The organism is Tetragenococcus halophilus (assembly GCF_001712815.1).
Classification (GTDB): Bacteria; Bacillota; Bacilli; order Lactobacillales; family Enterococcaceae; genus Tetragenococcus; species Tetragenococcus halophilus.
In genome coordinates this window covers 1,015,171-1,030,059 of the sequence record NZ_CP012047.1, presented here as the reverse complement: position 1 = coordinate 1,030,059, position 14,889 = coordinate 1,015,171, and the positions used below count along the sequence as shown (strand labels likewise).

The window sequence follows — 14,889 nt, the reverse complement described above, 5'->3', positions numbered from 1 at the left end:
AAATTTTACTCGGAGTTTTTTGTATATTTTTTCATGGCTATCGGATTGTTGCTGCTAATTGTTGCGTTAAGGCTTTTTCCACTTTTTCCATCGCTTTATTAACTTGTTCATCAGTTAATGTCGCTTCTTGATTTACAAAAGTTAAGCGATAAGCCATTGATTTATATCCTGTTTCGATATTTTCTCCCTGATAAACATCAAATAAGGTAACTTTTTGCAGGAATTTATCTGCAGCTTTTTCTATGGTTTGTACAATTGTTTGATTTGCTACATTTTCGTCAATAGCTAGCGCAATATCTCGTGTAACTTTCGGATATTTTGTGACTGCTACATAAGTAAATTCTGGCTTTGTTTTTAAAATGACGTCTAAATCTAATTCAGCGACATAAGTTTCTGGTATTTCATACGCTTTTGTAATCGTTGGATGTACTTGCCCTATAAAACCGATACTTTGTTCATTTAAAAAGACTTCTGCAGTTCTGCCTGGATGCATTTCCTTTAAAGCCGTAGTTTTTTCATAACTAATTTTATCCGCTAAATTCAATTCTGTGAACAGCTCTTCTAAAATACCTTTGGCTTGATAAAAATCAACCCATTCTTCCTTACTTTGCCAATCACGTCTTGTCCACTTGCCAGATAAAGCAAAAGCAACATGATTTTTTTCTTGAGGCAAATTTGCTTTAGGATCATCTGCTTGATAAAAAACACGCCCAATTTCATATAATGCCACTTGTTCATTTCTACGAGCAACATTATAAGAAATATCATCTAAGAGTCCAGTGATCAAGTTCAAACGAAGGACCGTACGATCAGATGTCATCGGCCAATCTAAATGGGTAAGCTTTGAACTTGTATTGGTAAATTGCAGTGATTTTTTTTCAGATGTTAAGGCATAACTAATCGCTTCACTTAGACCCGCTGATTCAAGAAGTGTACGTATCCTGCGTGTTTTCAACTGATCGTTTGTCAAGCTACCTGCAACGGTTTCGCCGCTAGGTAAAGTTGATGGTAAGTTATTATATCCATAAATGCGGGCAACTTCTTCTACAATATCTGCTTCAATAGCAATATCCCAACGGCGCGGTGGAACGACTACTGTATAGCTTCCCCCATCTTCCTGATAACCAAAACCTAAATCCGCAAAAATATCATTAACATCAGCTACTGTTAGTTCTGTTCCCAGATAGTCATTCAAACGTTGCAAGCTTGTCATAACCTCTTTATCTTGCGGTTGTACTTGACTAGCCTTTACACTACCCTGAAGTACCTTTCCGTCAGATAATTCAGCGATCAAAGCACAAGCTTGTTCACAAGCTTCGTCAATGGTAGCTACATTAATACCTTTTTCAAAACGAGCCGAAGACTCACTGTGTAAATTAAACTCTTGCGATGTACGACGAACAGCTGCTGCGTCAAACATCGCTGATTCAAGAGCGACAGTGGTTGTTGTTTCCGTAATCTCTGAATCAAGTCCACCCATCACACCTGCTAGAGCCACTGGCTGTTTGCCATTTGTGATAACGATATTTTGCTCAGAAAGTGAGCGCGTTTCCCCGTCTAAAGTGATAAGTTTTTCATCTTCTTGTGCACGACGTACGACAATTTCTTGACTATCTAAGCGATCATAGTCAAATGCGTGTAATGGTTGACCGTAATACATCAAAATATAATTTGTCACGTCCACTACATTATTAATAGGACGAATCCCAATATTCATTAAACGATTTTGCAACCAACGTGGACTCGGCTTAATTTTTACATTTTCGATCAAACGTATCTGATAACTAGGCGCATCTTTTTCATCTCTCACTTTTACCTTGATCTGATCTTCTGCTTTAGCAGTCGTTTCAGTTAGCTCTTGTTTTTTAAACACTGGTTTTTCAGAATAAATTGCAGCTATTTCAAAAGCAACACCTCTCATACTCAAGGCATCTGCACGATTAGGTGTGAGCTCTAATTCAATAATCGCATCATCCATTGCTAAATAAGAAAATACTTCATCACCAACGACAGCCTCTTCTGGTAAATAATAAATTCCATCTGCATACTCTTTAGGTATAACACTTTCGCTATAACCGATCTCTTGTAAAGAACAGATCATCCCATAAGAGATTTCTCCTCTGATTTTACCTTTTTTTATTTTTTCATTTCCAGCAATTCGTGCGCCCGGTAATGCAACGATTACTTTAATACCTGCTTTGATATTAGGTGCGCCACAAATAATTTGTAGCACTTCATCTTCTCCTACATCCACTTGGCAAATGGAAAGATGATCAGAATCCGGATGAGGTTTACAAGATTCAACATAACCTACAACGAGCTTTTTTAATCCTTCATATGGATAAGAAAGCCCTTCTACTTCAATACCGGTTAACGACATTTTATCGGCTAAAGTTTGGGGCGTGACATGAGACACATCTACCAATTCATTTAACCACTTATATGAAACTAACATTTACTTATTCCCCCTTGAACTGATCAATAAAACGAGTATCGTTTAAATAAAAGCTGCGAATATCTTCTACGCCGTAACGCAACATAGCGATCCGGTCAGGACCCAAACCAAAAGCAAAACCGCTATATTCTTTGGGATCAATCCCAGACATCTCTAAGACATCAGGGTGAACCATACCGGATCCTAAAATCTCGATCCAACCTGAATGTTTACAGACACTACATCCTTTACCTCCACATTTGAAACAAGAAACATCTGCTTCAACAGAAGGTTCCGTAAAAGGAAAGTAACTAGGGCGTAAGCGAACTTCGCGATCTTCACCAAACATTTTTTTCATCAGTTCTTCTAGTGTCCCTTTTAAATCTCCCATTGTTATATGCTTGTCAACAACAAGTCCTTCGATTTGATGAAATTGATGACTATGTGTAGCATCATCTGTATCTCGACGAAACACCTTGCCCGGAGAGATCATCCGTAGTGGCCCTTTAGAAAAATCATGTTTTTCCATCGTTCTAGCTTGTACAGGAGAAGTATGCGTGCGTATCAATAATTCATCTGAAATATAGAAGGTGTCTTGCATATCTCGAGCTGGATGATTTTTAGGAATATTCATCCGCTCAAAATTATAATGATCTTGCTCAACCTCTGGCCCTTCAATAATTTGATAACCCATACCTACAAAAATATCTTCAATTTCTTCTACAATTTTAGTCAAAATATGTCTGGTACCTTGTGGGATCTGTTTACCAGGTAAAGTAACATCAATACTTTCCTCTGCCAAGGCTTGATTTAACGCTTCTTCTTCCAACTTAGCTCTTTTTTTTTCAATTTGTTGTGTTAAATGATCCCTTACCTGATTCGCAAAACTTCCCACCTTAGGTCGGTCCTCAGGTGCTAAATCTTTCATACCGCGCAATACTTCAGTAATAGGGCCCTTTTTACCCAGTGTTTTTACTCGAATGTTATTAAGAGAATCCAAATCTGAGGTATTACTGATCTTTTCCATTGTTTCTTCCTCTAAATTTTCTAACTGTTCTTCTAAAGTCATTTATTTCCCTCCTTATTTTTAAACAAAAAAAGACCTCATTCCATAAAGGAACGAGGTTTCGTGTTACCATCCTAATTCGCGACAATCATCGCGCACTTAATCAATTAACGGTAGTCATTACCGGCTTTATATAAAAGCAAGCTACAGAAGTGAACTTCATTTTTCGAAACCAGCAATTGCTTTCAGTCTATGGCAATTTTCCCTGTTACTGTTTCAACCAAACTACTCTTTTCTATTAACGCTTTTTATTATCTAATTATTTGTTAGTCTACTAAATAATAAAGAAGAAATCAATAACTGTTTGTTGGATTTTTGAAATTACATTCTTTCTCGCTTACCCAATCTTGGCTCCAATTTCTCACCGAATCTAGCACGTCTTCAAGACCTACGCCCTTATCAGTTAATTGGTACAGTCCATCTGACTTACTAACGATTCCTTCATTTTCTAATTCTTTCAAACGTTCTGTTAACACACGATCACTTAACATAGGAATTTTATGTGCCATATCAACAAAACGTTGTGATTTTTCTTGAAGTAATACATCTATAATCAGACCATTCCACTTTTTCCCCAAAATAGAAAAAGCTTTTTCAAATTTAGGGCAAAGTGTATAAGTTGTTTCTCTTGTTTCCATCATGAGCCCTCACCTCTTTTTGAGATTATAACATAATTATTCGATTTCTTCCCAAAAATTGCTTCACTCAGTAAATAACTCAATATTTTCTTTACTATTTAAAAGAACTAAAAAAGTATGCTGCACAGGTTTATTTAGTGCCTGTTCCAAAGCTTGTCGATATAAGCGTAATTGCCCTTGATACTTAGCAATGAACTGTTGTCTACTTATTTCATTATACACAGCATCTGTTTTGAAGTCATATAAAATAACGTGATCCTCATATTCGATAAAGCCGTCGACAATACCGTGTATTAATAATTCAGCATCCGCTTCATGAAAGTCTAAAAATACATCTCGAGCATCTTTTAGCATAGAAAATGGTTGTTCACGATGGACAAGTTGTGGTTTTTTTAAAATTTCTTTGCCTAGTTCCGTTTGGAAAAACCACAGAATAGCAGTTAAATCAATTTTTTCAGCAACTTGTTTTTCGATTTGATGGTTATTGACTAACTGTCTTAATTTTTCTTGTATACTGTCAAATGTTGGCAAAGTCGTTAATGGGATCAACTGTAATAAACTATGAGTCGCACTGCCTACAGTCGTTGGATCAATACGGTCTGCTTGCATAAATTTAGGTTTAGCCAAATCTTGTGTTACATATCGATAATGTTGCGCTTGCTGCTGCTCGATATTGCTTTGCCAAGAGATTCTATTAAGCTGCTGGTCATCAGGATCGTTATACAAACGTTTCATCTCAGAAACGGACTGATAACTTGTGGTTTTGGTTGATTTTTCCAATGGGTAAACAAAGTCTAAACGTTGCTGTAAGTCATCTATTTCAGTTTTTTCTGAAGTACTTAATGAAAAATCCTCAGCAACTGATGTTTTAGGCTTATTCAACTCTTTTTGTAGTTGTGCTTGATTTACCCAATGTATTTCAAAATGAGCTGGATGATCAAGTACTTTTTTACTATCTTTGGCTTCAGCAAAAACTTTTTGCATATCTGGATGACGCATCAAAGTCATTCCTACCCAATCCATTAAGTTCCCTTTGCCTTTTAGACGTAAAGCTGTATCTAGCACCAAATTTTCTTGATCTAGCGCTTGTTGCCAATTCTTTAAGGCTTCTTCTTTGGTTTTGTAGGAGCCAACTAGATAAAGCTTCTGTTCTGCTCGGGTCAAGGCAACATACAACTTACGCATTTCCTCTGATAGCATTTTTTGAATTCTTTGCTGTTTGATTGCTTGATACGGCAAAGTATCATAGCGAACTTGTGCTTGATCTATATATTGAATACCTGCTCCTAAACGTTCTTCAAAAATATAGCGTGTCGAAAAATCACTATAATTAAACTGCTTAGTCATATCCAAAAGAAAAACCACCGGAAATTCGAGTCCTTTACTAGCATGGATCGTCATAACCTTTACCGCATTTTCTTGAGTTAAGGCAAGAGGTTCGGCTAAGTCCTTATCTTTTTCCTGCATTTTTTCGATAAAACGGATAAACTGATACAAACCTCTAAAACTACTCTTTTCATAAGTTTCTGCCCGATGAGCTAAAGCAACTAAGTTGGCATGACGTTGTCGACCTGAAGGAAGGCCAATGACGTAATCTAAATAGGCCGTTTCTTGATAAATCGACCAGATCAATTCACTAAGTGAACGTCTTCTAGCTAGTGTTCGCCACAATTCTAATTGTTCATTAAAAGTTCGCAGACGACTAGCAAGTTCGTCGTCTTCTGACAAATACGCCAAAAATGCCTTATAATAATCATCATTTTTTTTAGCTAAACGAATTTTAGTTAGCTCTTCTTCATTTAAACCAACTATCGGAGAGCGCAGAACTGCTACAAAAGGAATATCCTGATAAGGATTATCGATAATTTCTAATAGTGAAATCATAATTTGGATTTCTGATGCTTGAAAGTAGTTTTGTGCATCATTGACTTCCAAAGGAATTTGAAACTGTTTAAATATGTCCATAATCACTAGATTATTTTTGCGTGTTGGCGTCAATAACACAATATCATTGTAAGTAACAGCCCGTTTTTCTTTAGCATGTTTATCATAGATCATAAACTTATTTTCAACTAGTTCTTTGATCTTTAGCGCAACCAGATATAATTCTCCTTCAGTTTTATCGTCAACGACTGTTGGATCTTCCTCAACTTCTTTTTCATATAAGAGTAACTCAGTATTAAATGCATCACTTTCGGGAAAATCTGAAAAACCAGGGACTAATTGAGCTGCTTCATCATAAGGGATCTGACCTACCTTTTCATCCATCAATTGCTCAAATACCAGATTGGTAAAGTGTAGTACTTCCTTTCTAGAACGAAAGTTTTCCGCTAAAATAATTCTTCGGCCACCATTTTGCTGTGCAAAAGCTAAGTATTTATCTACAAATAATGTCGGATCAGCCAAGCGAAAGGCATAAATAGATTGCTTCACATCTCCTACCATGAATAAGTTTCCTTGTGCGGGATCTGGTTTACGGATCCAAAACAAAATAGCTTCTTGCAGGCGATTGGTATCTTGGTACTCATCAACTAGAACTTCTTCAAAACGATCTCTATAGTAAGAAGAAGCTTCACTACCTTCGCCATTAGCTTGTAAAATATCTAAGGCATAATGTTCAAGATCATTAAAATCTAATACACCCTTAGCCTGCTTACGCTTTTGATATCTATCAATAAAGCTTAAAGTTACTTCGCTCATCTTTTTAACTAAAGGTTTGGCTTGCTCCATTAATTCGAGCATTTTTTCAGGAGGCTGCGCAAAAAATGTTTCAGAATCTTTAATGAGTTCCTTAGCATGATCACGTCGAGGTTTAATGAATTGTTTTGATAGCTCCTTTTCTTCTTCTTTTTTATAAGTTGGATAGCGTTTAAAGTCAAAGCTTGTTAACTGCGCGTAAACTTGTTCTACATTATCCTCCTTGATGTAAGCATATAAACGATTCGCTTGTTCTAAATCATTGGCGACTACAACGACTGCTTTTTCCATCGATTCCAAACTTTGAGCTACTTGCAAAGCTGCTTGTAATTGACCAATAGCCGTTTGTAAATTAGCTAAAACAAGCGGCTTAACTTGGGTTTGATACATCTGATTTCCTGCTAAACCATGTGTCGTATCATAACTTTGTACCAGCTGGTTTAACCAAGTGGTCGAATCAGGATTGGCTCTAGCAAAATTATATAAAGACATGATCAGATCAGTAAATCCATCATCTGAGCGATCACTAGAAAAATTCTCTGCTAATTGATAAAATTCCTGATCAGAAGCTTCAAAGTATTCATCCCGTAACTCTTCCCAAACCTCTTCTTTTAATAATATCCGCTCCGTATCATCAGTAAGCATACGAAATACTGGATCCAAGTCAATCAAAAAGTAAAAACGGCGAATAACAGTTAGACAAAAAGCATGCAAAGTAGAAATATGAGCTCGAGGTAGTAAAGATAGCTGTTTAACAAAGTGATTACGCCGCGATTGCTGACTTTCTTTATTAATTGCATCTTGTAAAGAACTTTGAATACGCTCCTTCATTTCTCTAGCTGCTGCTTCGGTAAAGGTGACAATCAATAATTCGTCAATATTACTTCCACTCTTTAATTTTTCAATCACGCGACGTACCAAAACAGTCGTTTTTCCTGAACCTGCTGAAGCAGATATTAGTAAATTATCACCAGTGTCAAATACTGCTTGCCATTGTTTGTCAGTAAATGTTTCATTTTTTGGTTTTAAAGGAATATCAGTCATCTTTTTCCTCCTTTAAGCGTTCCATAATTTCTTCTTTTGATAAGGAATGAATGCGATGATAGTCATTTTCTTCTAACATCGGATCAAATAAAGAGATACTACGAAACGGAGAATATTGTGTTGCTCGCCTTTTATCTTTCATCTTATAAGAAGGATTCATTTTAATTTCACCAGAAAGTATTCTTTCAGCCGCTTCTTTTAACTTCTTGCGATTGTGTGCCATCAGCGTGTTCATCTCTTCTATAGTATAAAACTTTTCTTTACTTCTAACAGAGCCTTTTATTTGCTCATTTTTATCTTTTTGAATAGGAAATACTAGTGAATGTTCGGACTTATTAAGCGTTTCATCAAAAGCTTCAAACACTTCCGGGTCATCTGCAAAAAGCCCATCAAGCTTGTATTGCTTCAAGCGTTCCTTTTCACTAGCTTTTTTAGGGGCCAGAATAGGATCGTAAACATGGAAGTAATAAGCACCAGCACCACTTACATCTTTTTTGCCTATGAGTTCAACAGCATCTTTTAAAGCAATATCTAAATAAGTGAGCAGTTGCATGGCAAGACCATAGTAACTATCGGTAATATCAAACTGATGAGCGCTTGATTTATAGTCCATCACCGCAAGCCAAGGTTTTCCATCAATAGTCGTTGTGTCGACACGATCAATTTTTCCTCTTAGATAAAGTTTGCCCCCGTTAGATAAAGGGATTTCTAAACCGGGAATCCCTTGGTTTCCTGCAATTTCTCCAAATAAGACTTCAGTCTGAACAGGCGTTAATTGTGTTTTTTCAGCCTGTTTTTTTAACCCCCAGGAAACATGTTGGACTGTTTTGCCTAAACGATAACGAATAAAACTCATACGAGCATTTTTTTCCATAAAAGCATAACGTTCTTGTCCAAATATATTTTTTAACACACGATCGATTAAAAGTTGTCGCTGTTCTTCTGACATTTGCGTCAGTGAAAGGTCATCTTGAAAAACAGCCTTTAAAAAGTTATCTAAAGCCTCATGGAAGATTTCTCCAGTCATCGCAGAATTGAGACCGTAAATTTCTCTTTCTTTTAGCCCCAAACCGAATTTAAGGAAATAATCATACTGATAATCATAAAAAGTTTCTATTTGTGAAATCGAGCTATAAATATTTTTCCCATATAACTGCTCAGCCAACTCAGGTGAGAGGTTCACTGGAACATTACGATGCACTTGACTTTCAAATACTTTAGTTGCTAATGACCGATAATCAGACATCAAGAGTAAGTCTTTTAAGGATTGCCATTTCCCGGAAAGAGCGCTTTTTTCCTCTTGTGCTTGACGATATAAGCTGTTCAATTGGCGGATTAGGCTCTTATAGCTTCCAACGTAATGATGCGGATCACAAGTTAAATCCAAGCTACATCGATCTTGCAGCGTTAGATCAGTCCACTTTAATATACGAGCAAGATAAGAAGACATCTTGATATTTTGCTTGGAATCTGCATTTTTGGGATAGCTTAAATATAATTTTTCAGAAGCTGACAATAACATATTATAAGCGACAAAAGGCTCTTTACGAATCGTTTCTTCTGCTTGATCCTTTAAATATTGTCCTGGCTGTAAATTTTCGTTTAATTGTTGTCTTTCTTCTGTGGAAATTAAACTTTTATTTTCCACAGTACGAGGAAAACTTGTTTCGTCTAAACCAATTGCAAAAGTCACTTTTGCTTGTAAAGGACGAGTTAAATCTAGTGGGTTAATTTGTACTTGGTCAATAGCCGTGGGAACTTTACCAAATGTAAGATTTTCCAGCCCGCTAGATAGTATTTCCTTAAAAAGGTCAAGGTCAAAAGGGTCTTCCCCATAGATTTCTACAAGTTCATCTAATAAGTCCATCAAAGAAGCCCATGTTTGCTCGTGATCACGTGCTTGCTCCAAATTTCCCCATACAATTTCTTGTTCTCGCCAATAGATCAACTGCTGTTCAACACCAATTTTTTGTAAAAATTGATAAAATATTATAATTGCTTCTTTCGTTGTATCTGCAGCTTTTAAACTGATAAAAAAGCTGACAATATCATTACGAAAATTATTACGAAGCTGATTTGTAAGTACTTCTGTATTTTCAGTATCAATAAGTTCTTCTTTTTCAAAATCAAAATTAAATAAACGCCAGTCTTGCTCACGTGTCCAGTCAGCACCATGAAAATTATGTGCCAAAGCTTGATTTTCCGTTATATCAACTATCCAACGATATTTATCACGTGCTTTTTGCCAATCTTGTGTATCTTCTTGTAGTTGCTTTGGTATGTATAGTTCGGTGCGCAAGAAACGGAAAACATCAGATGTCCGGTAATAATAATTATCTAAAGCAAATAAAGCTTGGATAAATTCTACTAAGGGGTGTTGTTTCATCTGCCGATCTTCATCTAAATAAAAAGGAATATCTAATTCTTCAAAAATCGACGGAATGAAAGAATAATATAGTTCCGGATTCAAAGTTAATAGCTGAATATCTCGATAATAAAGTGGCTTATTCCCTTTAGTAAATGAAAGAGAAACTAATCGTCGAATTTCTGTTGCTACTTGTCTTAACTCTTCTTCTGGGTTCTCGGCTTTCCAAATTTCCACGTGATCACTCAGAGCCCCTGCTTGTTCATATCTTCCATGATTCGTCTGTCTGAAACAGCGTTCTAACTCTAAGTAACTAGTAGATACATTATTTAAAAGAGGGGCCTTTTTATCAAATAAGACATGGCTTTGTTGATTTTGCGCAAAGTTTTTTAAAAGATGGTAAGTTTGTTTTGGATCAAAAAATAAATCTAAGGCGTCACTATCTGTATGCACAGAGTCAACATACAGATCAATACACACATGACTTTTACCAAATAAGACTTTTAAAAGTTCTTGTTCTTGCATACTAAAATTCGAAAAACCAGTGACTATAAAAAGCTTTTGATTTAACTGAGCTGTATCCTGTAAATCACTAGCTGCTAAAAAATTAGTTAACATCGAAATCGGTTGTTCTATTTGTAAGTTTCTTTTAGCCAGTTCTTTTTCATAAGCGGTAAATATCAGTCTAATTTCATACATCTTAAGTTCAAAATCTTTAGCCTTAGTTGTTTCCTGACTGCTAGGAAGAAAGCCAAGCGTATCAATTGTAATGTTGCCTAGTTGAAATTCTTTATAAAGTTCAAGTAATTTTGCAATAAAACCTTCCTTATTGATCTCACCACGGAAAATAATCAGTTTATCGCTTAAAGTTAGAAGAACTTTACGCATGATCATAGCTGAACCTGTATCCGAAATTGTTTGTCCGCTTATATTTTCACTATCTTGTAAAAAATACCATGCTAAACGGTTAAAACTATAAACTTGTCCACGAATCGTACTAAAATCTTTTTTTTCTTGCCTATGTTTTAATTGCGACAAAATTTCTTGTTCACGTTCAAATTTATTGTAATTAGGGACTAAAAAAAAGACTTCATTATGGTCTTTTGCTAACCAGTCACAAGCGATATCTAATACCGCTTTTTCATGGTCGCAACTACCATCTCCGGTTATAAATTGTAAACTCAAAAAACCCCGTCTCCTTTTCTATCTAATATTATCAATGGAATTGACTCATATTATCATATGCAATGACCAGTGTAACACATTAGTAAAGATAAATTTAATAACAAAAATAAGCATTTTTTGTTTACTAACTTTTAGTAAGAGGTTATACTATATTTTGTAACAAAAAATCGAAAGGTGGAATTTTTTTATGTCAAATTTTTTAAATGCGATTAAAAGCCGTCGTTCTATTTATTCCTTAGGACGCAATATTTCTTTATCTGAAATTGAAATTACAGAATTAATCAAAGAGGCTGTAAAACAAAGCCCTAGCGCGTTTAATGCCCAAGAACCCCGTGTTATTACTTTGTTTGGTGACGCTCATGAAAAACTATGGGAACTAACTGAACAGGCTTTAAAACCATTAACCCCAGCAGAAGCTTTTGAAAATACAAAGCAAAAACTAGCGGGTTTTAAAGCAGGACTTGGTACAGCTATGTTTTTTAATGACACTGACATCACCAAACAATTACAAGAACAATTTGCCTTATATGCGGATAATTTTCCTACGTGGGCCGAACAATCAAACGGTATTGCTACAGCGAATACTTGGACAGCTTTAACAGAAGTTGGTATGGGGGCCAATTTACAACATTATAATCCAGTCATTGATGAAGCGGTAAGCAGCCAATGGGATATCCCAACAAACTGGCGTTTACGCTCGCAACTTGTTTTTGGCTCACCCGAAAAACAGGCTGGTGATAAAGACTTTATAGCAGATGATGAACGCTTTAAAGTATTCAAACAATAGAAAATAATAAATAGTACAGCTTGCGTCACATCAGAGAACAAGCTGTACTATTTATTATTTGGTTCCATTACAACATCAATAGGTGTTCCTTCTTTTAAATGTTTTGACAAAAATTTAACTAGTTCATCCATAGGTGTACTAAATTTCATTAAAGGACCACGTAAACCAAATTTAAAGAAATTCATCTTGACCTCATTTTTCTTTTCATCCCGGAATAAAACAACTCGATCCACTTCATCAAATTTGATTCCACGATTATCTAAAGGATGGATAACAAATCGATCGCTAGCAATTCCTCTGCCATTAACAGCATAACTAATAATTGCTAAACTAACTGCAACTCCTCTTACTATTTCATCCAAAGTTCCTGTGGTTATAAATAAACTACCTGCAAAAATGCCAAGTAATATTGGAAGAAAAATTGAAAAAAGCGATTGATGTTTTGCAGTAAAAATCAATTCTTTTTTTACTAAAAATAAAAATAGATATAAAACAATTGTAAACGCAACAAACAATAAGGTAAATACTGTCAAAGTAAACACCACCCTTCTAACTCCTTCTATTTTATCAGAAGATAGAATAATCTACAAAGAGAAACTACCAATTCAAATTTCTGAAAGCAAACTAAAACCTCTGAACTTTTCCTAACAGATAGTCCAGAGGGTTTAGTTTTTTTGCAAATTTAGTGGTCCAAAGAATTGACAATATAAAATATTCCGATCAATATAAAGTATAAACCAACTAAAAATGAGATAGTAAGTGCCGAAACGATTGGGTCGAAAAATAACATCAGACCCACTATAATTCCAATAATGTTTATAAATAGCGTTAGCCAGTAGTGTCCATTACCAAATGTCCGAGCGTGATCTAAGAAGAATAAGTTTCTAACTGAATCCGCGATAAACCAAACAGCAAAGACATAGGATAGTGCAATAACACCTGCGCTAAGGTTAAATAATAAAATAATTCCCAGGATCAATTCGATAATACCTAGTATTAAAAAGGCGGTTGCGCGAAATCCAGTCATATTCTTGATCTGATTACGAACTACAATACTAAAAATGCCATTGATAATCGCAAGAATAGCAAAGAAGATGACAATAGCAGACAAACTTCCAGCTGGATTGTTAAATGCTAATAGCGCGATTAAAAGAAACAGTATCCCTAAAATTAGACCGCCCCAATTAACAGATTTTCGTTCATTCATTTTTTCACCTCCTCTTTTCTCACTAAGGAGTATTATGACACACGTTTGTCTTATTCAGCAAAGAAAAACGATCGATCTTAAAAAAGAGATCGATCGTCGTTTTTATTCATCTAAACCTATTTCATTTCTTACTACTTCAGCTATTTGATTGACGTAATAATCAACTTCTTCATCCGTTGGGGCTTCTGCCATAATGCGTAATAAAGGTTCTGTACCAGAGGCCCGAACTAAGATACGTCCTTGGTCTCCGAGTTTAGCTTCGACGTCATCAATAATTTTTTTGATTGCTGGAACTTCCATAGCGCCGTACTTGTCAGAAACACGAATGTTAACTAATTTTTGCGGATAAATCGTCACATTAGCTGCCAATTCAGAAAGCTTTTTGCCCGTTTGTTTCATGATGTTAAGTAATTGAATGCCCGAAAGCATGCCGTCACCCGTAGTATTCAAATCAAAAAACACCATATGTCCTGATTGTTCGCCACCAAAATTGTAGTCATTTTTACGCATTTCTTCAACTACGTAACGATCACCAACTTTGGTCACAACATCATTCAAACCAGCAGCTTCTACTGCCTTGTGAAAACCTAAGTTACTCATTACAGTGGTTACAATCGTATTTTGTTTTAACAAATCATTTTCCGCTAAATAATTTGCACAAATGTACATAATTTTATCGCCATCAACGATCTGCCCATTTTCATCAACCGCAATGACTCTATCACCATCGCCATCAAATGCAATACCTACATCGGCTTGTTTTTCTACTACAAAATCAGCTAGTTGTTCTGGGTGAGTAGAACCTACACCATCATTAATATTAACACCGTTAGGAGAAGTACCTATTGTATAAAAATCTGTTTCCAAATCAGCAAATAAACGATTCACAGTAGGCGCAGTTGCTCCATTGGCAGCATCTATACATACCGTAAGTCCAGATAAGTCGTCTTTAATTGTTTGTTGCAAATACTGCGAATATTTCAGCATCCCTTCAGGAAATTCTTCTAAAGATCCTAGACCATCAGCCGAAGGGCGTGGAAGATCATCTTCCTCAGAATCAAGTAAAGCTTCAATTTCTAGCTCTTTTTCGTCTGCCAATTTAAATCCATCATTTCCGAAAAATTTAATCCCATTATCTGCTGCTGGATTATGTGAGGCAGAAATCATTACACCAGAGCTGGCTTTTTGGACACGAGTTAAGTAAGCAACTCCGGGTGTTGAAATCACGCCCAACTGAAAGACTTCAATTCCCACCGAAAGCAAACCGGCAATCAGCGCACTTTCTAATAGCTGACCTGACATCCGTGTATCTCGTCCTACTAAAACTTTTGGTTGTTCTTTTTCGTCTTCATGACGACTTAGTACATAACCCCCACAACGTCCTAATTTAAATGCCAATTCAGGTGTTAGCTCTTTATTTGCAATACCTCTAACACCATCTGTCCCAAAATATTTTCCCATAATCA

The 14,889-nt window shown here is 35.9% G+C and carries 9 protein-coding genes and 1 other annotated feature; of the genes, 1 reads left to right on the top strand and 8 read right to left on the bottom strand.

All coding sequences use genetic code 11. The features are described 5' to 3' along the window. Positions 1–37: 37 nt before the first annotated feature. The 5 genes from pheT to AC806_RS04815 all read right to left on the bottom strand — a co-directional run bounded on the left by pheT (position 38) and on the right by AC806_RS04815 (position 11,429). Complete coding sequence (gene pheT, locus AC806_RS04835) at positions 38–2,455, bottom strand: phenylalanine--tRNA ligase subunit beta (RefSeq protein ID WP_061840961.1); 2,418 nt, start codon at positions 2,453–2,455, stop codon at positions 38–40. Positions 2,456–2,459: 4 nt separating this feature from the next. Further along, complete coding sequence (gene pheS, locus AC806_RS04830) at positions 2,460–3,503, bottom strand: phenylalanine--tRNA ligase subunit alpha (RefSeq protein WP_061840960.1); 1,044 nt, start codon at positions 3,501–3,503, stop codon at positions 2,460–2,462. Positions 3,504–3,546: 43 nt separating this feature from the next. After that, positions 3,547–3,751, bottom strand: a binding site (T-box leader). Between the two features lie 42 nt (positions 3,752–3,793). Beyond that, entirely contained in the window at positions 3,794–4,138 is a 345-nt protein-coding gene (locus AC806_RS04825; protein ID WP_174706111.1) for a winged helix-turn-helix transcriptional regulator, read from the bottom strand. Between the two features lie 63 nt (positions 4,139–4,201). Continuing rightward, positions 4,202–7,879: a helicase-exonuclease AddAB subunit AddA gene (gene addA / locus AC806_RS04820; protein ID WP_061840958.1), complete on the bottom strand. Its 3,678-nt coding sequence runs from the start codon at positions 7,877–7,879 to the stop codon at positions 4,202–4,204. Next, a complete protein-coding gene (locus AC806_RS04815) occupies positions 7,872–11,429 on the bottom strand; it encodes a PD-(D/E)XK nuclease family protein (protein WP_069028909.1) in 3,558 nt (1,185 codons plus the stop codon). The genes addA and AC806_RS04815 overlap by 8 nt, the downstream gene beginning before the upstream one ends. A gap of 187 nt (positions 11,430–11,616) precedes the next feature. On the opposite strand from AC806_RS04815, the gene AC806_RS04810 reads away from it, so the two are divergent. Continuing rightward, on the top strand, positions 11,617–12,216 hold the full coding sequence (locus AC806_RS04810; protein ID WP_061840957.1) for a nitroreductase family protein: 600 nt from the start codon (positions 11,617–11,619) through the stop codon (positions 12,214–12,216). Positions 12,217–12,263: 47 nt separating this feature from the next. Here the strand turns inward: AC806_RS04810 and AC806_RS04805 are convergent, their stop codons facing one another. The 3 genes from AC806_RS04805 to glmM all read right to left on the bottom strand — a co-directional run bounded on the left by AC806_RS04805 (position 12,264) and on the right by glmM (position 14,884). Beyond that, on the bottom strand, positions 12,264–12,758 hold the full coding sequence (locus AC806_RS04805; protein WP_227869063.1) for a hypothetical protein: 495 nt from the start codon (positions 12,756–12,758) through the stop codon (positions 12,264–12,266). A 140-nt stretch (positions 12,759–12,898) separates the two neighbouring features. Further along, entirely contained in the window at positions 12,899–13,423 is a 525-nt protein-coding gene (locus AC806_RS04800; RefSeq protein ID WP_061840956.1) for an HdeD family acid-resistance protein, read from the bottom strand. A gap of 102 nt (positions 13,424–13,525) precedes the next feature. After that, on the bottom strand, positions 13,526–14,884 hold the full coding sequence (gene glmM, locus AC806_RS04795) for a phosphoglucosamine mutase (RefSeq protein WP_061840955.1): 1,359 nt from the start codon (positions 14,882–14,884) through the stop codon (positions 13,526–13,528). Between the last annotated feature and the right edge of the window lie 5 nt (positions 14,885–14,889).

Coding starts and splice junctions, on each gene's coding strand:
- pheT (WP_061840961.1), bottom strand. CDS start 2,455: ATGTTAGTTTCATATAAGTGGTTAAATGAATTGGTAGATGTGTCTCAT.
- pheS (WP_061840960.1), bottom strand. CDS start 3,503: ATGACTTTAGAAGAACAGTTAGAAAATTTAGAGGAAGAAACAATGGAA.
- AC806_RS04825 (WP_174706111.1), bottom strand. CDS start 4,138: ATGGAAACAAGAGAAACAACTTATACACTTTGCCCTAAATTTGAAAAA.
- addA (WP_061840958.1), bottom strand. CDS start 7,879: ATGACTGATATTCCTTTAAAACCAAAAAATGAAACATTTACTGACAAA.
- AC806_RS04810 (WP_061840957.1), top strand. CDS start 11,617: ATGTCAAATTTTTTAAATGCGATTAAAAGCCGTCGTTCTATTTATTCC.
- AC806_RS04800 (WP_061840956.1), bottom strand. CDS start 13,423: ATGAATGAACGAAAATCTGTTAATTGGGGCGGTCTAATTTTAGGGATA.
- glmM (WP_061840955.1), bottom strand. CDS start 14,884: ATGGGAAAATATTTTGGGACAGATGGTGTTAGAGGTATTGCAAATAAA.